Here is a 24,200-nt window from a genome sequence, read left to right as displayed (position 1 = left end):
AATGACCATTAACATTGCCATTTTACATTATTCCTGCCCACCTGTGGTCGGCGGCGTCGAAGAGATCATTCGTCAGCAGGCTTCATTGTTCCACCGTTTCCATCATCCTGTAAAAGTGCTGGCAGGCATGGGCGATCATTTTGAAAATGGTATTGACTTTGAAATCAATCCCCTCTACTCCTCACAGCACAAGGAGATTAAAAAGCTGCAAAAAAAGGCAGCCGAAAACCAGGCCAGGCTCCAGGCCACCGCTCAGAAAATTCGAAAACAGTTAGAAGAATCGTTGATCGATTTTGACGTATTGATTGCCCACAATGTGCTTTCCATGCCCTACAACTTACCATTGACCTACGCCCTGCACGCACTGGCCAATGAGCGGAAAATTGCTGTGGTGAACTGGAACCATGACTCCCCCTTTTTTTACAACAAATATCCACAAGAACTGGACAGCAAACCATTCCAAATTTTGAAAACGTATAATCCCAACATTCATTATGTGACCATTTCTCAAAGTCGGGCGCAAGAATTTAAAAAGCTCTACCAGGCCGCAGATGACGACATCAAAGTAATACCCAATGGCATCGATCCCATCCGCTTTTTTAGACTGGACCGCCATACCGTACGCCTGATTTATGAGCAAAATCTCTTTCATGCAGACCTGATTCTGGTACAACCATCCCGTCTGCATCCCCGAAAAAATATTGAACTCTCCATTGAAGTGCTTCACGCATTACATGAGATGGGCATAAATGCCAAGCTGCTTTTAACCGGCGCTTACGATCCTCATGAACGCAAAACCGTACAATATCACAACAAGTTGCTTCGTCTGGCAGGTGAAAAAAGCGTTTTGGAAGATTTAATTATGGTAGCCGATTACACCTTTAAAGACGGAAGAAAATTACCGGCCAGCCGCGTCACCATCCGTGACCTGTACCTGATTTCGGACTTATTGTTTTTGCCCAGCAAAATCGAAGGATTTGGCATTCCACTATTAGAAGCCGGGATGATCAAATTGCCCGTTGTCTGCTCTGACATTCCCTCATTCCGATCCATTGCCGGCGACGATGTCGTGTTCTTCCAATTGAATGAACCGCCGCGGCAGATCGCTAAATCCATCATGGACCTGATCTCAAAGGGAAAGCAAACACGCTGGTTCCGAAAAGTCATGAAGGAATACGTGTGGGACAATATCTATCAAAGGGAACTTAAACCTTTCCTTAAAAACCTTGTTTAAAAACAGGCAAAGGGCAAAAGAAAAAATAATGTTTCCACGCTGCTTTTGTCCAAAGAACGGTTTTTGCTAATTTAAAAATGAGTCCGCTCTAAAAATATTTGAGCAGGAAAAACCTCGAAAGTAAGATTGTTTTTACAGTAGTTACAAGATTTTTCAGTACGCTGAATCGGGACTCAGAATGATCGGTGGCACAAACCTTAGGCCATCCTTTTTAAAAACAAAATTGTTCAAGCTCATTTTTACCTTACCGTCATAATCTTGTGGAAAAATCAAAAATAAATTTGCAATATATGCATTAATGTATTATTATCTAATAATAATTATTAATTATTGGCAGGAAAATGAACCATACAAAAATAAATGACTTTATCAAAAAGTGCCGTGAAGCTCACCTGAGCGTTACCCCGCAGAGGCTGGCCATCTTCAAAACCATTTCAGAAGACCATAGCCACCCCAGCCCAGAAGCGATCTACAAAAAGGTAAAGGAAGAATTTCCCACGATTTCCTTTGCTACGGTTTACAAAACCCTGGAAACATTTGAAAAAATTGGGGTTGTTTCGGTGGTGACGCCCATCCACAATACCGTGCGTTACGATCCTGAAACCAGACCGCACCATCACCTTGTCTGCGTTCAATGTAAAAAAGTAATTGATGTGTTTGATGAAACATTAAATCAAATTCACGTTCCGGAAGAAATTGCCAGCACAAACAAACTTTTAGGATTTAGTGTCCATTTTAATGTAATTTGTTCCGATTGTTTGCAAAAACGGGAATAAGAAATTTTTTTGTTTGTTATATAATAATAATTATTGTTTAAAAATTATTTTGGAGGATTCGTCATGAAAAATCAAAAAAATCATGAAACCAGGCATCGAAGCTACCCGCACACTACCGCTGGCGGAGATTTGACACGCAAATGGTGGCCCAACCAGTTGAATCTCAGAATATTGCATCAAAATCCGGACATCAGTACCCCACTGGAAAAGGACTACAACTATGCAGAGGCATTCAGCAAATTGGATTATAAGGCACTTAAGAACGATCTCTACGCTCTGATGACCAACTCTCAGGAATGGTGGCCGGCTGATTTCGGTAATTACGGCCCATTGTTCATTCGTATGGCCTGGCACAGCGCCGGCACCTATCGCGTGTTTGATGGACGGGGAGGCGCTTCATCTGGCGGTCAACGGTTGGCTCCGCTCAATAGTTGGCCCGACAACATCAATCTGGACAAAGCGCGTCGCTTACTCTGGCCGATTAAGAAAAAGTACGGGAATAAAATTTCCTGGGCCGATCTGATGATTTTGGCCGGCAATTGCGCACTGGAATTAATGGGCTTTAAAACCTTTGGTTTTGGCGGCGGTCGCGTGGATGTTTGGGAGCCGCAGGAAGATATTTACTGGGGGCCCGAATCGGAATGGCTGGCCGATGAGCGCCACCCTCACGGAGAGTTAGAAAAACCTCTGGCCGCCGATCATATGGGGTTAATCTATGTCAACCCGGAAGGGCCAGGCGGTGAACCCAATGTTCTGGAAGCAGCCAAACATATCCGCGAGAGCTTCCGACGCATGGCCATGAACGATGAAGAAACCGTAGCTCTCATTGCCGGCGGCCATACTTTTGGCAAAGCCCATGGCGCTGCCCCCACCAGTCATCTGGGGCCAGAGCCGGAAGCTGCCCCTCTGGAAGAACAGGGCCTGGGCTGGAAAAACAGCTATGGAAACGGCAAAGGTTCGGATACCATTACCAGTGGTCTGGAAGGAACCTGGACCCCTACGCCTACCAAATGGGACAATAGCTTTTTAGAGCTTTTATTCAAATACGACTGGAATCTGGAAAAAAGTCCTGCCGGGGCCTGGCAATGGGTAGCGGTCAATCCCGAACCCCAGGATCTTGTGCCTGACCCATTTGATCCCCAAAAAAAGCACAAACCCTTTATGCTGACCACCGACCTGGCGCTTCGCATGGATCCGGAATACGAAAAAATTTCCCGGCATTTTTTAGAGGACCCGGCTGCCTTTGCCGATGCTTTTGCGCGAGCTTGGTTTAAACTTACGCATCGTGACATGGGGCCCAGGTCGCGTTACCTCGGCCCGGAAGTTCCGGATGAAGACCTGATCTGGCAGGATCCTTTGCCTCCTGTAGATCACGAATTAATCGATGAGTCGGACATTGCTGAGTTAAAAAGACAATTGCTCTCTTCAGGATTGACCATTTCTCAGCTGGTTTACACGGCCTGGTCATCGGCCGCTACCTTCCGCGCTTCTGACAAACGGGGCGGTGCCAATGGCGCACGCATCCGTCTGGCTCCACAAAAAGATTGGCCGGTTAACCAACCGCAGCAACTGACCAAAGTTTTGAACATTTTAGAAAACATCCAGACGCAGTTTAACAAAGCCCAAACCGGTAATAAGCGTGTTTCACTGGCCGATCTGATTGTGTTGGGTGGAGTGGCCGCCATTGAAGAAGCAGCAAAACGTGCCGGATTCCAGGTCCAGGTACCTTTTACTCCGGGACGCACCGATGCTACACAGGAACAAACCGATGTCGAATCCTTTGCCTACCTGGAACCTCTGGCCGATGGATTTCGCAATTACGTCAAATCCGGTTATCAAATTCGAGCCGAAGAAGCGTTGTTAGATCAGGCCCAATTATTAACCTTAACCGCGCCGGAAATGACGGTTCTCGTCGCAGGAATGCGTGCCCTGGGAGCCAATTACGCAAACTCCAAACACGGTGTGTTTACCAGTCGCCCGGGGACGCTCAGCAACGACTTTTTTGTCAACTTACTCGACATGGGGGTGGAGTGGAAAGCCGTGTCGCCAGACACCTTTGAGGGATACGACAGAGCAAGCGGCAAGCTCAAATGGAGCGGTACGCGCGTTGACCTGGTTTTTGGTTCTAATGCCCAATTAAGAGCTGTGTCTGAATTTTATGCGCAGGATGACAATCAGCAAAAATTTGTACAGGACTTTGTAAAGGCCTGGAACAAGGTGATGAATCTTGATCGCTTTGACATCGCCTGGTGGTAAACACTTTCATTCGACCGAAACCTATTTGGAGAGTATGGATAGCGGCGGTTTTTAAATCGCTGCTCCTTCTCTCCGACACGAAGCGGAATTGATTGTTGCGCCGGAATTTTGACGAATGATGTAGTCTGAGCAAGTGAACCTTGTTAAATGTAAAAACAGAATTAATGAACAAATACAGGAGAATATTCATGAAACAGGAAACCTTAATTTCCAACCTACAACGGACTTTGTCCAACTTACAGGTTTTGTACGTAAAACTACACAACTACCACTGGAACATCAAAGGCAAACAATTTTTTGCCATTCATGAAGCAACAGAAGGTTATTACAACTATGTGGCCGAACAATACGATGCCATTGCCGAACGTATTTTGCAATTAGGCCAAAAGCCTCTGGTCACCATGAAACAATATCTGGAATCAGCGACCTTGAAAGAAAATAGTCAGACGGAATTTACCACCGAACAGGTGATTGATGGTCTATTAGAAGATTTTACGCTTCTTCTGAAAGATTTCAGGGAAATTTCCGCAGCTGGCGCTCAACTCGAGGACACGGCTACAGCCAATCTTGCAGACGGTAATGTGGAGTGGCTGGAAAAAGCTATCTGGATGTTAAAGGCCAGTCAATAAAAGTAAAGACCATTGCTAAAAACATGGAAAACGGTTGTTCCGGATTACCCGGGCAGCCGTTTTTTTTACCTTCGATGGCTGATAGAGATCGGGTCAATCCAAACCGGGGAAAAGCTTTTCGCGTTGAAAATCCGCTTGGGCAGAACCCGACGGTTTTTGCAATCAATGGAGCAAACAATTTGCCCTCCCTGCGCAAAACCATTTCTGAGCATACTCCTCTATCCACAAAAAGCAGCACAATTTTTTCAGCTTGAGATCCAATTGTCCCCTTCCTTTTAACAAAGAATAGCGGTTTTTGGCCAACAATTCTTTTGGCATCAATGAATAATTTCCATAAATTACTACAAATTAAGAATAAGGAGGTAAAATGCAACTTACCGATTTACTAACGGAACAACACATTTTAATTCCGCTGAAATGTAACACGCGTGACGAATGTATTAAGGCTTTAATAGAAGTCATTGACAAAGAAGGATTAATTGCTGATGCCGACCAAGCGTACGAGGCCATTTTAGAGCGCGAAAAACTGATGACCACCGGTGTTGGAAACGGCATTGCCATTCCCCATTGCAAACACAGTTCCTGCCCCAACTTCTCAGTGGCTCTTGGTATTCATCCTAAAGGCGTGGATTTTGAAGCCATAGACAAGAAGAAGGTTCATATCATCTTTCTGCTAATCGGTCCGGAAAACAACCCCAGCCTGCACATCAAATTACTGAGCAGAATTTCCCGCCTGATGAGCAACGAAGAACTGCGTGACCAGCTTATGGAATGCACCACGGCTCAAGAAGCGCATGAATTATTGAAAGAGGAAGAAAGTTATTACTTTGATTTAGAATAACTTTCTTTGTGAATCAACATGAAATTAGTGATCTTTGTTTTAAATAAAGAAGAATTTTTAAATGAAGTTTTAGAAACCTTTGTGGAATTGGGTATTTCCGGCGCTACGGTCATCGACAGTGTGGGCATGGGGCGCATTCTGGCTCACGACATCCCCATTTTCGCAGGATTTCAGAATCTGCTTCAGGAGAGTCGGCCGGGGAACAAAACCATTTTGACCGCGGTAGAGGATGACAAAATCGAACCGATGGTTAAAAGCCTGGAGCGCATGATAGGCAATTTTGATGAACCGGGTAACGGTATTTTTATGAGCCTGCCGTTGGACTTTGTAAAAGGGATTCATCAATTTTAAAGTATAATCAGAACTAATTTCATGGCAGCACAAGCAGAATATATTGGCACCTACAAAATCGTCGAAAAGATCGGCGAAGGGGGCATGGCCTATATTTACAAAGCCCTACAACCTTCCCTCAAACGTTCCGTGGTCATAAAAAAGCTTAAAGACCCCAACCGTGAAATCATCAAGCGTTTTAAAAAAGAAGCCTTACTGAGCGCCTCATTTCATCATGAAAATTTAGTTGCCATCTATGATTTCATCTACGCAAACCGTAATTACTATCTGGTAATGGAACATGTTGATGGCGAAGATTTGCAAACGATTATTGAGCATCTGGCTCCCTTTCCGGCGCACATTGCCATGCTGATTGCCCTGGGCGTGGCCCGCGGCCTGGAATACACGCACACACGCAATATCATCCATCGCGATATCAAACCGTCCAATATTCTGATCTCTTACGACGGCAATGTTAAAATTATTGATTTTGGCATTGCGCGGGACGATCTCTCTACGCGTCTTACACTTACAGGGATGATTGTCGGGACGCCGGCCTACATGTCGCCTGAACAGGCCAATGGCGACACGCTAACCCAAAAGAGCGATCTGTTTTCCCTTGGCGTCCTGCTCTATGAAATGGTGACTGGCTTAAAACCCTTTGAAGGTACCAACCAGAGTGAAGTTTTAAACAAAATAGTAAGAGGCAAATATCTTCCTCCGGAACGTATTAATCCTACCATACCTGTCAAGCTGCGGCGCATCATAAAAAAATGTTTGCAACACAATCCTAATAGGCGCTATCAGTCGGCCACTGAATTAATTAACGATCTGGAGCGCGTTCTCCCCTGGCAAATCCGCAGTAAGAGAAAAAAAATATTGACCCGTTTTTTGAATCGTCTGGACAAAAACAGAGCGACCAGCACACAAACCATCATTCACGATTTTGTTAAAAGCCATTCACGCATTAAGTGGCGTCTGGCGCAACTGTTCATCCTGTTTTTAACATTGGGTAGTTTTTACGTTCTTCCCAACTATTTAAAGCAACAACATCTGGGGCATTTTGAAATAAGCGTTCCAGCGGGTAAGTACCAATTTGTACTGGATCATCGTCGGCCGATCATTACCGATCATCATCCCATTAAAATCAATAACATCATAGGGGGGCCACATCATCTGGTGTTGCAAAATTTACAGAATGATGAGCTCATCAATATCTTCTTTTCCGTTCATCCGGCCCGTAAAACACGTGTTCAGTTACCCGATCTTAAAAAACAATCATTGGCCGAACTAACCGTTTACTCAGAACCTTCTGGAGCCACCCTTGCTTTAAACGACAGCCTGATGGGCCAAACGCCACTCCATCTGGATTCGCTAACCGCTGGCGAATATCTACTGCGATTGCAACATAAAGGCTTTAAATCCGTTCAAAAACAACTCACCATTCAGGGCGGCCAGAAACAGCAACTGTTCTTTGTCCTGGATCCTGAATAATACGCTTAAAAACCACACGGGAAAGAATTCCCCCACTTTGCAGCTCTAAAGTTGTGTAATCTGTAATTTTGTATTATCTTTAGGGCTCAAATTTGAGATGACCGTAACCAATGGATGGAGAATGTTTCAGAAATGATAAAACGCATTAAAGGGACGCAGGACATTTTACCGGAAATGAGCGCGCAATGGAAGGCCCTGGAAGACCTGATCCGCAAGACCATGGTTCTTTACAATTTTCATGAAATGCGCACGCCGATATTCGAGCAAACTCAACTTTTTGCCCGCGGTATCGGTCAGTTAACCGATATCGTCTCTAAGGAGATGTACACCTTTTTAGACCGCGGCAAAAAACAGTTAACTTTAAAGCCAGAAATGACTGCGCCCATCATGCGCGCTTACATCGAAAACAAGCTTTACGCCCGCGCTCCGTTGAACAAAATTTTTTACATCGCACCCCTCTTTCGTCAGGAGAATCCCCAGGCCGGTCGATTGCGACAATTTCACCAGTTTGGAGCGGAAACCCTGGGCACAACCGACCCGCTTGCGGATGTGGAAATTATCGATCTGGCCATGACCATCTTTCAAAAAATCGGATTAAAAAAAATCTACCTGCGCATCAATTCTGTGGGGGATCCCACCTGCCGCGAGCCTTACAAAAAGACGCTAAAAGAATATATTCGTCCCCGATTGGACCAATATTGCGAGGATTGCCAGCGGCGCTACGACGAAAATCCTTTGCGCGTTCTGGACTGTAAAAATGAAACCTGTCAACAATTGAATCAGAATGCGCCAAAATTGAACGAACATCTGTGCCAGGACTGTGCCAATCACTACACAAAAGTAAAAGAAACGTTAACTGTTTTACACATTCCTTTTTCAGAAGACCCTTACCTTGTACGCGGGTTAGATTACTACACCCGCACGGTATTTGAAATTACCAGCGAAACGTTAGGAGCCCAAAACGCGATTTGTGGTGGCGGGCGTTACGATCTGTTGGCGAAGGAATTGGAGGGCCCGGACACACCGGCCGTTGGATTTGCTGCTGGCATGGAACGCCTTTTAATTGCCATGGAACAGGAAGGCATTGTGTTGGGAACATGGCCCCGACTCGATGTGTTTGTCGTGGCTTTGGGCGAAGAGGCCAGGAATCAATCGCCAGCATGGATAAAACGGCTCAGGGAGGCCGGATTTTCAGCTGAAATGGACTACCTGGGGCGTAGTATTAAAGCTCAGATGCGGGAGGCCAATCGTCAGCGATGCCAATTTGTACTCTTGCTGGGCGAATATGAACTAAAAGAGCAACAATTCAGCGTTAAATTGATGGACAAAGGAGAACAGCTTCAGGTTCCCTTTTCTGACATCATTTCCTTTTTAAAACAAAAGGTCGCAGAAGGTTAGCAGGAATTCATGGACCAATGACGGAATTAGACAAACAAACGATCAGTACCAGAGAGGGTTGGCAAAGAATTTTTCGACGCTGGCAAATCAAAAGTTTGCGCTTTTTGTACAAGTTAAACGCTCCGACCGATTTGTACCTGATGGGGCTGGCTGCCCTTGTGGGCATCTTCACCGGTTTTGGCGCCTATCTGCTCAACATCATTGTCAATGGCGTGCATTTCGTCCTATTTGAACACATTGGCCTGACCCTGTTCACGGATTCCACCTCCAACTTTTTACGCATTTTTTACCCGGCCATTGGCGGGCTGATGGTGGGCATCATTGCTTACAAGTTTTCGCCGGAGGTAAAAGGCCACGGTATCCCCAGCGTCATGGACGCGGTGGCCAATAAAGGCGGCTACATTCGTAAGCGGGTAACATTTTTAACCTCCATCAATTCAGGTTTAACCATTGGTTCCGGTGGCTCCGCCGGCAAAGAAGGACCCATTGTGCAAATCGGGGCAGCCATTGGTTCCAGCATTGGGCAGCTGTTTCATGTTTCGCAACGGCGCCTCAAAATCCTGGTGGGCTGTGGGGCTGCCGGCGGTCTGGCCGCAGTGTTCAACGCCCCGGTGGCCGGCGTGCTGTTTGCCATTGAAATCATTTTAGGCGATTACAGCCTGGGCGTTTTTTCTCCCATTGTTATTTCCTCGGTGATTTCTACTACCCTTGCCCGCTCTCTGGTGGGTTCCAGTCCTCTGTTCAATGTTCCGCAATACACCTTGCAAAACCCGGCAGAATATCCTCTGTACCTGTTGATGGGGCTGCTGGGAGGCGTTTTAGCGGTAGTGTTCATCAAAATGCTCTACGGTATCGAAGATGTCTTCGAAGAAAAAATGGCCTTACCTTCCTGGGTAAAACCAGCCATTGGCGGTTTGCTGACCGGAATCATTGCCTACAAATTTCCTGAACTTTACGGTTTTGACGATTCGGCTACGCACACTGCGCTAATGGGCTACACCGAAATTTCCATCATCGCAATTTTGATTATTGCCAAAATTCTGGCCACCTCTTTTACCCTGGGTTCCGGCGGAACCGGCGGTCTCTTTACGCCCTCTCTGTTCATTGGAGCCATGTTTGGCGCTTTGTTCGGCTCTGTTGTCAACCGGCTCTTTCCCGGGATTACCGCGCCTCCGGGCGCCTATGCTCTGGTTGGTATGGGCGTCATTGTTTCCGGAACCATTCACGCCCCTCTCACTGCCCTGTTAATGATCTTTGAAATTACCGGCGATTACAACATCATTTTGCCTTTAATGCTTGGTACCGTAACCTCTGTCATTGTAGCCCGTGCGTTAGAAAGAGAATCCATTTACACCATGAAAATTTCTCTTTTTTCCCATCGTACCGAAGCTGGAAAGAACCTCGACATTTTAAGGGGGCATCGCATTACCGATTTGATTACCACCGAAGTGCCTGTGGTTTACGAATACACCCCTTTTGAAGAAGTGCTGAGCATCTTCATGAAAACCCATTACAACACGATTCCGGTGTTAGACAAGCAAAATCGGGTGGTGGGTACCATCTCTCTACGCGAAATACGACCGGTTCTTTTTGACAAGGACATCGCGCCATTGCTTTTAGCCATTGACATCATGAGCGAGAACATCTTTGTTCTGGAACAGGACAGCACCCTGGAAGAAGCCCTGCAAAAAATGGAAATCGACGATTCCGATCTCCTGCCGGTGGTCGATTCCACTCAAAATATGCGCTATTTGGGAATGGTGGCCAGAGAAGACATCTGGCGTAAATATTCCAAAGAGAGTTTGTTGTTAACAGATAGTCGCGAATAATGTTGCAAAAAATAAGCAAAAACAAGCTGAAAAACATTCGGCAATTAAAACAAAAAAAATATCGCCTGCAGTCTGGTCTGTATTTAATCAGCGGTTTGCGCGCCGTGCAGGAAGCCTTATCTTCTCAACACCTTCAAGTAAAATCGGTATTAATTTCTGAAAGCCATCAAGGCCTGATGAATGAACTCCCACAGATGGATTGTTCGGAAATTTTAACTTTGAGCGAACAGGATTTTAAGCAGGTTGTGGAAGAAAAGACGCCCCAGGGTATTGCCCTTATTGTCCGGCGTCCGCAGCTCCGCTTACGCATAGAGAATTTACCAGCACGACTCCTGTATCTGGAACGGGTGAACGATCCGGGGAATTTAGGTACCCTATTGCGCAGCGCGGCCTGGTTTGGATGGACTTCGGTTTTGTTAAGCCCGGACTCGGTTGATCCCTATGCCCCCAAAACAGTGCGGGCCAGCGCGGGAAGCATTGCCCATCTTGCTATTTACGAAGGCATCTTGCCCGACGACCTGAAAACAATGAAAAAGACAAAAGGTTACCATCTACTGGCCAGTGCCGTCCAGGGCGGTGAACAACTCACACAATTTTACCCTGATCCAAAACAAAAAGTCATTCTGGCCCTTGGGTCGGAAGCGCACGGACTTTCCGAAGATGTTTTAACATTAAACGATCTCCAGCTGACAATTCCCCGTTTCGGACGGGGCGAGTCTTTGAATCTGGCCATGGCCGCCACTGTCTTTTTGTACCATTTTGCCTTGGCAGAACAGAAGCTTACTTCCGGAAAGGAAAAACCATGAACGAACCGCAGCAAACCAAACCATTTCCTGAACCTGTGGAAGCCCTGATTGTTGTTCTGGCTTCGTTTTTCTCTTTGATTGTAATGGTCATTGTGGTCGGCGCGCTTTCCGGCGCCAAAGAACCCATTGAACTGATCGAAAACTCCAGAATGATCTACATTTTTGGAGGGCTTGTATTTTTGCTGATCCCCTTGCTCTACGCCCGGTTCCGCCAATTTGAAATGGCGCGTGTTTTCCGATTAAAAAAAGTGCCCCCTTCCATTTTGTACCTGAGCATTCTTTACGGTGTGGGATTAACCCTTGTGGGAGACGAACTAGATCGGCTGGTTCAGATGCTTGTGCAAGAGCCGGAATGGTTGAGCCAGATGTTAAAACCTTTACAGGCGCAGAGTAGTTCAGAATGGGTGCAAATTCTGTTAGGTGCCGTTTTGATTGCCGCAGTAGCCGAAGAATTTTTGTTCCGCGGTTTTCTTCAGGTGGCCTTAGAACAAAAAGGCGATGTAACCAGAGCCGTCGTTTTAACTTCCATCGCCTGGACTCTGGTTCATCAAAATCCTTACTGGGCCATTCAGATTTTTGTCTTAGGCGTGTTGATTGGCTATGTGGCCTGGCGAACCGACTCTATTTTCCCCACCATCATCATTCACGGTGTGTACAATTTTATCGGCGTGTTATTTGTAAATTTGGATCCGTTAAAGATCATTCCCTTTTATACCTGGCGGGGGCATGTAAATCCGGTGCTGATTCTCGCGGGATTGTTGTTGTTAGTTTTTACTATTAAAAAGATGGACCAGGTTTACCGTTCCTGAGGGCGGCCTGTCGTTCTTCATCTCTTTGTCTAAGCATCTCTTCGATCATGCTCTCTGCCTCGATCACTTCAATGGCCCGCGCATGATGCAGGGTGTCCCAAACCGCCTGCGGGCTAACCCCTTCGCTATTGGCCACTTTTTCATAGGTGCCCATCTCTTTGTATTTCCAGTAACGCGTAAAACTATTTTTGCTCCATTTAGATTTAATGGCAAAAATAAGCAGGTAAATGGTGTTGGCAGCTAAATCAAATGCCGGGTCTTGTGTAGAAAACCAGACAAAACGCTTTTTCTGTTTGGCTATCCCCAGAGCCTCCGCAGCCCGATGAAAGGCCGGACCATCCATTTCGATGGGGATTTTGCTACCCATTTTGTGAATAATTCCGTAACCCACGCCAAAACGGACCTGCAGAGGGTAGATCAATTGCTCAATTTTGCAGATAATCTTGTTAATATCTACCATCTGGCGCACTACGCCCTGGAACTCGTCCCCTTTGGTTATCATGAATGGCGCCTCGAACAGCTCGGCATACTGTTCATTCAGTTGCACAAACGTCGATTTCAGGAACAATTGCCACTCGTAGCGCTCCATTTGCTTCATCTTGCGAGACGCCTTAACGTCTCCATTGATCACCGTTACCGGTTCCATGAATTATTTCCAGGTAAATTTGTATTCAACAGAAAGCTCATCCTTTTCTTCAATGGTTGATTTCACATCCCTGGCCCCACACATACGCAGACCTTCTTCAATAAAGCCCAATTCACTCAAGCGAACCGATTCCGGATACTCCTGTCCGTAATTGATGAGCAGATAATACTCCGTTGGTTCAATTTCACTGACGTTTACCTCTCCCAGTCCTATCAGGTAGGGCCGCAGGTGAGTCATCTGATTTAAAAAACCGCCTGGATTTTTTTCATCAATGTATATCTGAAAATAGGTTGACATTAAATGCTGGGCATGCCAGACTCCTAAATCGTAAAATTTTTGCAGATCATTGTTGAAATAGTGTTCTAAAAGAACGCGATCCAGATCGGTCAGCAGATTTTCAGGGTAATCTTTGGAAATGATAACCGGCTGAAACAACGGGCTCTCTTTATTCACATTTAATTTATCCAGAAAATCTTTTAATCCCTCTTTCCCATATTTTTCTTCTACAAAATTCAGACGACCAAGCAAAACAATACCTTTAATGCCGCTCATTTGTTACTTCTCCTTTCTCATTTTGGCTGATCATGGAATGAATCGTTTCTGCAATCTGTTTTAAATTATTCCGTTTCATAATCCCCTGACAAAAGCCCTGTGGGCCGCCACCTTTTAATTCCAAACTTTCGGCCTTTTCTTTGAGGAATTTAATGGTGTCAAACTGCCGGGTCGAAGGCGATGTCAGGAAAAACCTCCGGTCAAATTGAATGAAGGCCACTTTTAGGAAATCCTCGCTCAATGTTTTGGCGATGGCCGCCGCATCTTGCTGCTCTCCCTCTTCCAGCTTTACGACTACAATGTCGCCTGACTGTTCGGCCATCTCCCTGGCCTTGACCTCCACAAAAAAGGGTTCGTAAAACTTTTTTAAACGTTTTAAGTAGCTTAATTCTTCCTGTAACTGTACAATGCGCTCATTAAATTGCGTATGATCTGTATTCAACTTTTCCCTGAGAAGCAGGTTGGTCTGGTGCAGTTCTTCCATATAGTTAAATGCCCGTTCGCCGATCAAAGCTTTTATTCTGGCCCGGCCTCTGATCTTTTCGCTGGCAAGAATCTTAATCAGACCGATCTCCGCTGTATTCTGCACATGGAGGCCCCCGCAGGCCGAAAAATCCAGGTCTTTAATTTCAATTACGCGGATATTATCAAAGGCTTTAGGCGGGCGCCTTAAAGGGAAACGCTCCAGCTCCTGGGGTGTAAGCCAGTGCGTTAAAACGGGTCTGGCCCGGGCAATCCAGTGCTGCGCTTCTGTTTCAATTATCTTTAATTCAGACATTTCCGGAAGGCGGCCTTCCACCTCAATTAGCGTGTACGATTCCCCCAGATGCACCGAAACCGTGGACCATCCGGCCCGGTGCAGAACCGCAGAAAGCAGATGCTGCCCGCTGTGCTGCTGCATTTGGTAATAGCGGTAAGCCCAATCCAGCTCCATGACCAGCTTCTGCCCAATATCAAAGTTCAGGGCCTCGCCCTCCACCTTGTGCCAGATTTTGCCATTTTTTTCCCGGACATCGCTGACCGTGTGCTTTTCAATTGTTCCTCTGTCGGGCAATTGCCCTCCGCCTCCGGGGTAAAAGAGAGTCTTGTCCGTTAAAAGCCAGAATTCCCCCTCTTTTTGGCGCACATCGACGAGGGTGACCACCAACTTTTGCGTGTAGGGAGCCTGATAATAAAATTTTTCCGTCATTCTGCCAGCCACCTTTTTACACTACAGTTCAAAGTAGCCATTAAATTGAAAACGAAAATTTTGCGGGTGGAACTCTCCGGTCGCTTTATTTTGGCGGTACGTTCCGGAATATTGATTGCCGGAGATCTCTTGCAGCGCTTCGATAAACCGATCTACCTCCTGCGGGGTATTGTACATGCCAAAACTCATGCGGATAGCGCCGGGGATGTTGCTGCGATCTCCCTGCATCAGGCGTTCCTCAAAAGCTTTGTTTTCTTCAGGGCTGATTTTCAGCAGGCGTTTCAGGTACGGATGGGCGCAAAAACAGCCATTCCGCACGCCAATCGCATATTCATAGGTAAGAATGGCAGCCACCAGCCCATGATGAAAGCCGTTCAGGTTAAAGGTGATCACGCCCAGACGGTTTTCCACATCGTTTTCATCATCCGAGCCGTAAATGGTCAGATCGGGTACGGTTTTCATTTTTTGCAGAGCGTAACGCGTTAGTTGTTTTTCATGCTCCACAATATTTTCCATACCGATCTCTTTAAACACCTGCAATGCCCTGGCCAGAGCCAACGCCCCCACCACATTGGGCGTACCGGCTTCATCTTTTTCCGGGGGAGCGGTCCAGTGTACATATTCGTTATCCACAATATCGATGACACCGCCGCCAACCTGGTCGGGCATGCCCTGTTTTAAAAAGTCAATATCGGCGATCAGGGCCCCCTGGCCAAACGGGGCGTAAATCTTATGTGCAGAAAAAATCAGGAAATCGATATGTTGCTCATCGTCCTGTTTTTTGATGTCTAACGGACGGTGCGGAGCCAGCTGGGCCGCGTCAACCAGCAGTTGGGCGCCATGCTGATGCGCCATTTCAGCTACCTGGTAAATCGGGTTTAAATAGCCCGTTACGTTAGATGCGCCAGTCATGGCCACCAATTTTACTCGACCACTGAAGGCGCGTAGTTTTTTTTCCAGGTCGTTTAAATCCAGCCTTCCCTGCTCGTCCACTTCAATAAAAACAGCGTTCTGGTTGTAGCGCCAGGGCAGATCATTGGAATGGTGCTCCATGCGCGTGCTAAAAACCACCTCGTCATCACGAGTAATCAGTCGTCGGGCCACTTTGTTAACCAATTCTGTGGTATTTTTCCCATAAACAACCGTATGAAATTCCGGTTGCCCTTTACAATATTCCAGAACGATTTCCCGCGTTTTATCATACACTCTGGTACTGAGCTGAGATTTAAATCCTGCTCCGCGATGAATACTGGAATACCAGGGCATGAACTGGTTAATGGCTTCCAGAACCGGTTTTAAACTGGGCGTACTGGCTGCATTGTCAAAATTGATGTAATGTTTCATTTCTCCGGAAAGCGTCGGAACCTTTTGTTGGCAACCAACAATTTTTTCTCGGATCGCCTGTGTGTTCACAAATAGGTCACTCATTTCTAGTCCTCTTTCCTTTTGTGCTGTTTGAGCCTTTTATTTCTCTTTCTGAACAACCCCTTCATCCACTTTTTTTTTCACTGGCGTAGGATGAATTTTTACCCCCATTTGTTGGCTGAGGTAATGCTGGTGACGATTGATCTCTTTCATCACCTTTTGCGCCAGATTCAGGGCATTAATGCCGTCCTGAATGGAGACTACCGGTTCAAGGTCATTTTTAACCGCGTCAATAAAACTGATCAACTCCTGCTGCAAAGGATTGACCTGGTCTCGTTTAAGGCGGTTGTATTTAATCTCTTTTTTGAATTCTCCCAGATCAATTTCGCCTAAAGACAATGCCAGGGTACCATTCTCAAAAATAGGGTGCTGGTCATCTTCCAGATAGAAAATTTCTGAAATGCCTTCATTAAAGTCCATGGAAATGTAAGCGTCTTTCTGGAAAATACGCATCTTACGCATCTTTTTGGCAGAAATGCGACTGGCTGTCAGATTGGCTACGCAACCGTTTTTAAATTCAATGCGCGCATTGGCAATATCGATATGACTGGACACAACGCCCACGCCATTGGCGCTAATGCGCGTAGGCTCGCTTTTTACCATTTTCAAAATGAGATCGATGTCGTGAATCATTAAGTCCAGCACCACGGCCACATCGGTTCCTCTGGGTTTAAAAGTTGCCAGGCGGTGGGCTTCAATAAAGAGCGGATCGATCTTTACGTCTTGTAAAGCCAGTACCGCCGGATTAAATCGTTCAATATGGCCAATTTGAATTTTGAGTCCCTGATGTTGGGCGAATTTTTTTAAATCATAGGCCTGAAACACCTTGTCTGTAACCGGTTTTTCGATGAACACATGCTTCTGGTTTTGCAGGGCCTCCATGGCCAGATCAAAATGCGTGGTTGTGGGCGTAACAATGCTTACGGCATCGACCGCCGGCCAAATTTCCTTCAGGCTCTGAAATGCCTTAACCTGTAAGGAATCGGCTACTCTGTTACACACTTCCTGGTCAATATCATAGACGCCCACCAGTTCAGCTTCCGGGACCTGTTTGTACAAATTGGCGTGAATGCTTCCCAGATGTCCCACGCCAATCACTGCAACACGTATTTTATTAAAATCCATTTGTAACCTCACTTTTCTTCATTGACTAATTCAAATTCACCATCTCCATCTCGATCGACAAACATAAATTGCAAACTATCGGAATAGACCCAAATTTGATAGGGTTTGGTTTCGGCAGCATATCGATGATCGTCAATTTCCCGCGGCTGGCCGTACAGGATGTAAATTCGTCCACGGTCGGTTTCCCAGCCTTCTCGGTGCCGATTGGAATATCTTTTATTCGCAATCTGAACGCGGTTAAAAAATTCTGCCATCAACTCATTGTAGGCGGTACCGGGCGTCGGATCGCGTTTTTTCCAGTATGATTTAAACCACTCCGCTAACTCATCATAACTTAAACTTCTGGCATATTTAAATGTCTTTTCATCCAGAATTAACTTCATGGGCCGGATGGCCAGATCGTAACGATAGAGGTAGGTTGGTTTTTCAAACCAGAACACCTGGAAGGCCTTCTCTTTTTGCCATTGCTGGCAACTCAGGCGCAGCAAATACTTTCCTTCGTCAAGCGAATCCATGGGCAAACTGGTCTGAAGATCAAAAATACCATCCGTACTTTGCAGGCGGATGAATTTTTGCCTAAACAGGGTGTTTCCTTTTTTGCCCTGCTGGTAGAGACGCAGGTTGAAAGTGAGGGTCTGTTGATCCTTGTTTTTAAGGCGGACAAAGATCCAGGCCGGATGATTAAATCGCAATACCTGATCTCGGCCCATTAAAGGAAAATGGGCGCTGTCCGCCCGATCTTTCAAAAAGGCAATTTCGGTACTGGACCAGGGTCTATCGAGACTGTCAATTTCAAATGGCTTTTTGAAGGAATAAATATTTTTGGAAACAAGATCGTTGATTTCCAGAAACAGATGAAACTTTCCAAATCGTTTTCCGCTCCAATCTTTGCTGAAAACATTCAGGGTGTACATTCGGTATTGGAATTCGGTTTTGGAGTTGGTCCGTTCAAAATCGGCTATTTGCGTTTGTTCGTTCCAGGAGTTTTTATTGGTCAGGTTTTCTTTCTCATCCCGAATAGCTACACTAATGCGGAATTGACTCTGGTAACCGCCGTCTGTTTTTACGAACTGTAATAGATCGTTCTGGATGTCCACTGCCAGGTAAATAAGGGGCTTCCAATCTCTTGTGCGATGTACAAAAAGCTGATAAGTAATGGGCTTTAAACGATCGACCTCAAAACCATAGCGCGTTTTTAATTTTCTCACGCTCTGATCGGGTTGTGCACTTAAAAATAAAAATCCAATCAATGCCCAGCTAATTATTCTTGGAATCATATTCTTTATCCCCTTAAATTAACAATTTAACGGCTCAAAATTTGCAAATCAAGTTAATATGTTGCGTGTTAGGGCTTACATGAAAATGCTCGTCTGTAAAACGGCAAAAGCGCAAAGCCCATGAACGCGCATTGGTGAACCATGTGTTCCGGGAGGAAAATGCAAAGATTGTGGTTTGTAATCGTTCTTTTTGCACTGAATATTGCGCCGGCCTTTGGTCAGAAGCCTGTGCTTGAAAACCAACAACGCGTTTATCTCTCAGGCCTGCAATACGATCTGATTGTGGACCAGGTGCCGCTGGATTCGAATGTTACTCCGCAATTTTTTCTAGAGTCCGCTGACGGGCGCATTGCCCTCATTGTTAAACGAGACGCACATCAACAGAAGATTTTGCTGCCCCAAATTCGCTTTCCGGATGCCGGCCACTACCTGCTGGTTGCTCCGCAGCTTAACTGGCAAACTGAATTAACAGTCATTCCAAACTGGCTTAGCATTCTTCCACCGCTGATGGCCATTGTACTGGCGTTAATGTTTCGTCAGGTGATCGTTTCCTTATTTTTTGGCACCTGGCTGGGCGTTACCTTTTTGTTCGATTACAATCCGTTTGTCGGCTTTTTAAACACCTTAACCGAATACGTTGGTAAAGCTCCGGCCAATCCCGAACGCATGGCCATTTTAATTTTTAGCCTGGCCCTGGGAGGAATGGTCGGCGTCATTTCCCGATCCGGGGGTACCATGGGCATCGTTAAAAGCCTGACGCGCATTGCTTCGAACCGCCAGAGAGGCCAGCTGGCCACCTGGTTAATGGGCGTTCTGATCTTTTTTGATGATTATGCCAATACGTTAATCGTGGGCAATACCATGCGTCCTCTGACCGATCGATTGAAGATCAGCCGCGAAAAACTCTCTTACCTGGTCGATTCAACAGCGGCTCCGGTGGCCACCATGGCTATCATTTCTACCTGGATCGGCTACCAGCTTAGCTTGATGAATGATTCTTTTCAGGTCATAGGATTACAACTTAATCCTTACATCACCTTTATTAAAACCATTCCCTACAATTTTTACCCCATTTTTACTTTAATGTTTGGCTTTTTGATTGCAATCAGCAATCGGGATTTATTTTCCATGTACAAAGCGGAGAAGCGCTGCGTACAGGAAGGAGCCGTGTTGCGTCCTGGGGCAGTGCCTCTGGCAGATCTTGACAATTCGGAATTGAATCCTCTTCCTGGTTTGCCATTGCGCTGGTACAACGCTTTTATTCCAGTTAGCGTGGTCATTTTGGCTACCCTGTTAGGGTTGTGGTTTACGGGCTATCAAAATGCCCAAAAGGCAGGCTTGATTTTTGAAGGATTGTCTGGATTGCGTTATATTAGCGTGGTGGTCGGAAACGCCGATTCCTTTTCTGTGCTCATGTGGGCCTCTTTTTCCGGCGGCCTGGTGGCCATTATTCTGGCTATGGCCCAACGCCTGTTGAATTTAGAACAGGCTTTGCAGGCCTGGGTGGGAGGCGTAAAAGCCATGGTTATGGCAGCCATTATTTTAACATTGGCCTGGTCCATTGGCAACATCTGTACCGATTTACAAACTGCTCAATACGTCATCTTTTTGACCGGGGACTTTCTTTCTCCGCATCTCATTCCGGTCATCGCCTTTATCACTGCCGGGGTGATTGCCCTTTCTACCGGTACTTCCTGGGGTACCATGGCCATTTTAATCCCCATTGTCATTCCCATGGCCCACCAGCTGCCCAGGCTGGATGCGGAGATCAGCCCTCTGCTGCAAAATCATATCTTTTTGAGTTCTATTGCCTCCATCCTGGCCGGAGCCACCTTTGGCGATCACTGTTCTCCAATTTCGGACACGACCATCATGTCTTCCATGGCCAGTGGTGCCGATCATGTGGATCATGTCCGCACCCAATTGCCCTATGCCTTCATAGCGGCCCTGATTTCGTTAATAGCTGGTTATTTGCTGATTGGCTATGGCATCAGCCCCTGGGTCAGTTTAGTGCTTGGATTCGTGCTGCTTGTTTTAATCGCCCGTTTTGGGGGCAAAAAAGTAGAATAGCGGGAGAAAGTCTTTGGATTTTAAAACACAATTAGAGCGCCTCTTCGCCAGAGTAAGTGCCATGCACAACAAACGACCTAAAAAATTAGGCCTGTTTGGAGGGGTATTTACGCCGGATGTGTTGACCATCCTGGGCGTTATCATGTATTTACGCCTGGGGTGGGTGGTTGGTAATGCTGGTTTGTTGGGAGCCGTTCTGATCATTTTACTTTCCAAAACCATTACAACCTGTACGGCCCTCTCCATGTCGTCCATTACCACCAACATCAAAATTGGAGCGGGCGGCGCCTATTCCATCATCTCCAAATCGCTGGGTCTGGAAGCAGGCGGTAGCATCGGCATTCCTTTTTACATTTCCCAGATGCTTTCAGTGGCTCTGTACATTGTTGGTTTTACCGAGGGCTGGCTGCGCATTTTCCCTTCACACAATCCGCTTCTCATTTCTACTATAATCTGGATTGTGCTGTTGATTATTATTTCTATCAGCACGCATTTTGCCATTAAAACGCAATATGTCATTTTAGGCATTATTGGCCTGTCGCTTTTATCGTTTTTCAACACGCCCAGTCCGGCTCAATCGTCCATCCCTTTACTTGGCAAATTTGAAGACGGTAATTTCTGGTATGTCTTCTCCATTTTTTTTCCGGCGGCAACAGGAATTATGGCCGGAGCCAATCTTTCCGGCGATCTGAAGGAGCCACGCAAAGCCATTCCTCTGGGTACTTTGAGCGCCATCGGGGTAACCATGCTGGTTTATCTGGCTCTGACCTACACCGCTGCCCGCCACATCCCTGTAGAAGAATTACGCACCAATCAAATGGTCATGGTCGATCATGCCCGCTGGGGCTGGCTGGTGTTAATGGGTATTTTGGCCGCTACCTTTTCTTCGGCGCTGGGCAGTTTTTTAGGAGCTCCGCGCATTTTACAGGCCCTGGCCGAACACAAAACTATTCCTTTCTCTAAATTTTTTGCCCGAAAAACAGCCGCTCACGAACCGTTAAACGCCTTCATTTTTACGGCCATTCTGGTTGAATTGGCCCTGCTATTGGGGAATTTAAATGCGCTGGCTTCATTAATTACCATGTTCTTTTTAATTACTTACGGCATGATTAATTTTGTGGTCTTCATTCAACAAAAGATGCGCATCATCAGTTTCCGGCCAACTTTTAAAGTACCGTCCTTTGTTCCCTTCATTGGCGCAATAGGCAGCCTGTTTGTCATGTTTTTGATTAATCCGCTATTTAGCGCCGTGGCCATCACAACCATTGTGGTACTCTACATTTGGCTGGGAAAGCGGGGACTACGCGCTGAGTGGGGCGACATCCGCGGTGGAATGTTTTTAATGCTGGCCGAAAAAGCCGCACAAATTGCACAACGTTTTCCGCGACACCAGGTCTCCTGGAAGCCCGATCTGCTCATCCCCATTGATGATCCCCGGGTCTGGTCTGGATCGCTTTTATTTATTAAAAATGTGGTCAATCCTGCAGGCAGTGTGTTCGCTTTTACGGTAACCGCTGAAAAAGTACAGGAGACAGAGCGTGAATTAAAAAAATTATTCGAGCCATTTACCAGGGAACAGGTGCTGGTACACACCACAGCCATCCAGGACAATGATTTTTTACACGGCGCCCTGCTGGTCATTCAGACTCTGAAGGCCTATTCCATGCGACCAAACACGCTTTTTTTAACCTTGGGTAATAAACCGGCCAAAGATCAAATTATTGAAACACTGAGCGCCTACGCCCGCGATCATCAATTGGGTCTGCTCATTTTACGGCAACACCAGCGGGTCGCCTTTGGCATGCAACAAAACATTAACTTATGGCTCCGCGACCAGAGCCCGAACTGGCATTTAGCCATTTTGATCTCCCTGCAGCTACAACTCAATTGGGGTGGAAGACTCAATCTGATCACCGCCACTGCGGATGCTTCTAAAAAACAGGGTCTCCATCAGTTCTTAGAGCGCCTTTCCGACCGCGCACGCTTACCCTCCATGACTGAATTCTACGTGTTAGAGGGCGAATTTAAAGAGGCCATGGGTAAAGCGCCCAACGCCGATATCAATATCTTTGGGCTGGCTCAGACCTTGCCCTTCGATTTTATGCGCCAGGCTCCAGAACGGGTCAATTCGTCTTGCATTTTTGTACGGGATTCGGGTCTGGAAAACGCCATGGTTTAAGGTATTCTTTATAAAAAGCGATGACCGGAAAAGGAATTTTTTAACTCAAAAGCGAAATGGATTGTTTTGATTTGATTTAGCAATTTGTGTATTTTCGGCCTGGTTAACTTTAAAAGGATTTAGTAACGGTGAAAACAAACAAAGGAATTGTCTTTCTTGTCGTTGCCCTGCTCTCATTGATATGGAGTTCAACCTGGCTGGCCATCAAAATCGGACTGGAGTCGCTACCGCCCTTTTTATCGGCTGGCTGGCGTTTTTTTATTGCTTTTGTACCTCTGTTTCTTTATTCGCTCAAAATGAACCGACCGGTCCCAAGAGATTTAAAGACTCATCTCTTTTTTTTGTGGTTCAGCCTGATCAATTTTACTGGTGGGTATGCCCTGGTTTATTGGGGCGAACAGTACATCAACTCCGGTCTGGCCTCTGTTCTGTTTTCCGTAATGCCTTTTTATGTGGCGCTTTTTTCGATCAAGCTGCTGCCCTCAGAAAAAATAACTCTAAAGAAGATGCTGGGTATTTTAACCGGTTTTCTGGGCGTGGTGATTATCTTTCATGATCAGTTGAAAATAAGCCATCCCTACGGCATTTACGGCATGATTGCTGTGTTAATCAGCCCGGCCTTTTCTGCTTTAGGGACCATTGTTGGCAAAAAAGCGCGGGCACGTTTTCATCCGGTGACCCTGAACACCTTTCCCATCCTCTATGCTTCGTTGACTTTGTATGCCCTGCACCTGTTCTTAGAGCCCGGACCAAGCGCCCAATTTGATTTGAAAGCCCTGCTCTCTTTGCTTTATCTGGGCTTACTGGGAACGGCCCTGGCTTTTGTCCTCTACTTCTGGTTGTTAAAAACTACCTCGGCAGTGCTAATGTCCTTAATCACTTTTGTAACCCCGCCCATGGCTCTGTTCTGGGGGTGGCTCATTAAGGCGGAGCAAATTTCGTGGCAACTTATCGTAGGTATGGTCATTATCTTTGCCGGAATTGGGCTGGTCAGTAAAGCCACGACCGAATGAAGGGGAAAGAAAGGTTGTTCAACAACAGGGTTTTTGTAAGATTAGAATACTTCCTTCAAAACTTCTATCCCGCTGTGGCGGGATTAGATCTTTTGAAGGAAGTATTCTAACCCGCCGCCCCCTTCCCTTCTTTTATTAAAGGGAAGGGGGGCGGGAGGATGGGTTTTAAAACAAAAGCTCGCCATAAATGCTTCGCCTCACAAAGTCGCGGATTGAAGCACGAGTTACATTGCTCTTTCGAATGGTCTGCCAATGTAAGGGATTCTCAGAATGACATGCCGGCACGGTTCCTCACCGCCTGGGCATAAGTTGCCCCTTCGCA

At 46.2% G+C, this 24,200-nt stretch carries 20 protein-coding genes; 14 read left to right on the top strand and 6 right to left on the bottom strand.

Going from position 1 to position 24,200, the window contains the following annotated elements; genetic code table 11:
* Position 1 precedes the first annotated feature (1 nt).
* The 11 genes from ACWB0I_RS11655 (at position 2) to ACWB0I_RS11605 (ending at position 12,402) form a co-directional block, all read left to right on the top strand.
* Positions 2-1,234, top strand: coding sequence for a glycosyltransferase family 4 protein (locus ACWB0I_RS11655; RefSeq protein WP_479388243.1), 1,233 nt, complete (start codon positions 2-4; stop codon positions 1,232-1,234).
* 341 nt (positions 1,235-1,575) lie between these two features.
* Positions 1,576-2,010 carry a Fur family transcriptional regulator gene (locus ACWB0I_RS11650; RefSeq protein WP_479388242.1) on the top strand — a complete coding sequence of 145 codons (435 nt, stop codon included), beginning with the start codon at positions 1,576-1,578 and terminating at the stop codon, positions 2,008-2,010.
* 63 nt (positions 2,011-2,073) lie between these two features.
* Positions 2,074-4,266 (top strand): catalase/peroxidase HPI, encoded by a 2,193-nt coding sequence (gene katG, locus ACWB0I_RS11645; protein WP_479388241.1) that lies wholly within the window; start codon positions 2,074-2,076, stop codon positions 4,264-4,266.
* A 188-nt stretch (positions 4,267-4,454) separates the two neighbouring features.
* Positions 4,455-4,895 carry a Dps family protein gene (locus ACWB0I_RS11640; RefSeq protein ID WP_479388240.1) on the top strand — a complete coding sequence of 147 codons (441 nt, stop codon included), beginning with the start codon at positions 4,455-4,457 and terminating at the stop codon, positions 4,893-4,895.
* Between the two features lie 367 nt (positions 4,896-5,262).
* Positions 5,263-5,736, top strand: a complete 474-nt coding sequence (locus ACWB0I_RS11635; RefSeq protein ID WP_479388239.1) for a PTS sugar transporter subunit IIA — start codon at positions 5,263-5,265, stop codon at positions 5,734-5,736.
* An 18-nt stretch (positions 5,737-5,754) separates the two neighbouring features.
* On the top strand, positions 5,755-6,087 hold the full coding sequence (locus ACWB0I_RS11630; RefSeq protein WP_479388238.1) for a P-II family nitrogen regulator: 333 nt from the start codon (positions 5,755-5,757) through the stop codon (positions 6,085-6,087).
* 21 nt (positions 6,088-6,108) lie between these two features.
* Complete coding sequence (locus ACWB0I_RS11625; protein WP_479388237.1) at positions 6,109-7,560, top strand: protein kinase domain-containing protein; 1,452 nt, start codon at positions 6,109-6,111, stop codon at positions 7,558-7,560.
* Positions 7,561-7,692: 132 nt separating this feature from the next.
* On the top strand, positions 7,693-8,958 hold the full coding sequence (gene hisS, locus ACWB0I_RS11620; protein ID WP_479388236.1) for a histidine--tRNA ligase: 1,266 nt from the start codon (positions 7,693-7,695) through the stop codon (positions 8,956-8,958).
* Positions 8,959-8,975: 17 nt separating this feature from the next.
* Positions 8,976-10,787, top strand: a complete 1,812-nt coding sequence (locus tag ACWB0I_RS11615) for a chloride channel protein (protein ID WP_479388235.1) — start codon at positions 8,976-8,978, stop codon at positions 10,785-10,787.
* Positions 10,787-11,593: a TrmH family RNA methyltransferase gene (locus ACWB0I_RS11610; protein WP_479388234.1), complete on the top strand. Its 807-nt coding sequence runs from the start codon at positions 10,787-10,789 to the stop codon at positions 11,591-11,593. Before ACWB0I_RS11615 ends, ACWB0I_RS11610 begins: the two co-directional genes overlap by 1 nt.
* Complete coding sequence (locus ACWB0I_RS11605; protein ID WP_479388233.1) at positions 11,590-12,402, top strand: lysostaphin resistance A-like protein; 813 nt, start codon at positions 11,590-11,592, stop codon at positions 12,400-12,402. The genes ACWB0I_RS11610 and ACWB0I_RS11605 overlap by 4 nt, the downstream gene beginning before the upstream one ends.
* On the opposite strand, the gene ACWB0I_RS11600 is transcribed toward ACWB0I_RS11605, so the two are convergent.
* Genes ACWB0I_RS11600 through ACWB0I_RS11575 form a run of 6 tightly spaced genes read right to left on the bottom strand, consistent with a single transcriptional unit; the run spans position 12,371 to position 18,616 of the window.
* Complete coding sequence (locus ACWB0I_RS11600; protein WP_479388232.1) at positions 12,371-13,048, bottom strand: SatD family protein; 678 nt, start codon at positions 13,046-13,048, stop codon at positions 12,371-12,373. The genes ACWB0I_RS11605 and ACWB0I_RS11600 overlap by 32 nt on opposite strands.
* Positions 13,049-13,051: 3 nt before the next feature.
* Positions 13,052-13,600 (bottom strand): hypothetical protein, encoded by a 549-nt coding sequence (locus tag ACWB0I_RS11595; protein ID WP_479388231.1) that lies wholly within the window; start codon positions 13,598-13,600, stop codon positions 13,052-13,054.
* Positions 13,587-14,789: an alanyl-tRNA editing protein gene (locus tag ACWB0I_RS11590; RefSeq protein ID WP_479388230.1), complete on the bottom strand. Its 1,203-nt coding sequence runs from the start codon at positions 14,787-14,789 to the stop codon at positions 13,587-13,589. Before ACWB0I_RS11590 ends, ACWB0I_RS11595 begins: the two co-directional genes overlap by 14 nt.
* Positions 14,790-14,810: 21 nt before the next feature.
* Positions 14,811-16,217: an aminotransferase class V-fold PLP-dependent enzyme gene (locus ACWB0I_RS11585; RefSeq protein ID WP_479388229.1), complete on the bottom strand. Its 1,407-nt coding sequence runs from the start codon at positions 16,215-16,217 to the stop codon at positions 14,811-14,813.
* 36 nt (positions 16,218-16,253) lie between these two features.
* On the bottom strand, positions 16,254-17,339 hold the full coding sequence (locus ACWB0I_RS11580) for a Gfo/Idh/MocA family protein (RefSeq protein ID WP_479388228.1): 1,086 nt from the start codon (positions 17,337-17,339) through the stop codon (positions 16,254-16,256).
* Between the two features lie 8 nt (positions 17,340-17,347).
* Positions 17,348-18,616 carry a GWxTD domain-containing protein gene (locus ACWB0I_RS11575; protein WP_479388227.1) on the bottom strand — a complete coding sequence of 423 codons (1,269 nt, stop codon included), beginning with the start codon at positions 18,614-18,616 and terminating at the stop codon, positions 17,348-17,350.
* Between the two features lie 159 nt (positions 18,617-18,775).
* On the opposite strand from ACWB0I_RS11575, the gene ACWB0I_RS11570 reads away from it, so the two are divergent.
* The 3 genes from ACWB0I_RS11570 to ACWB0I_RS11560 all read left to right on the top strand — a co-directional run bounded on the left by ACWB0I_RS11570 (position 18,776) and on the right by ACWB0I_RS11560 (position 23,878).
* On the top strand, positions 18,776-20,686 hold the full coding sequence (locus ACWB0I_RS11570; protein WP_479388226.1) for a Na+/H+ antiporter NhaC family protein: 1,911 nt from the start codon (positions 18,776-18,778) through the stop codon (positions 20,684-20,686).
* Positions 20,687-20,699: 13 nt separating this feature from the next.
* The gene (locus tag ACWB0I_RS11565; protein ID WP_479388225.1) at positions 20,700-22,865 is read left to right on the top strand and encodes an amino acid permease; all 2,166 of its coding nucleotides are present in this window, start codon (positions 20,700-20,702) and stop codon (positions 22,863-22,865) included.
* A 128-nt stretch (positions 22,866-22,993) separates the two neighbouring features.
* The gene (locus ACWB0I_RS11560) at positions 22,994-23,878 is read left to right on the top strand and encodes a DMT family transporter (protein WP_479388224.1); all 885 of its coding nucleotides are present in this window, start codon (positions 22,994-22,996) and stop codon (positions 23,876-23,878) included.
* The last annotated feature ends 322 nt before the right edge of the window (positions 23,879-24,200 follow it).

This window comes from Caldithrix sp. (genome assembly GCF_056497305.1).
Note: the sequence above shows the minus strand (reverse complement) of the source record. Positions and strands in the feature narration are given on the sequence as shown.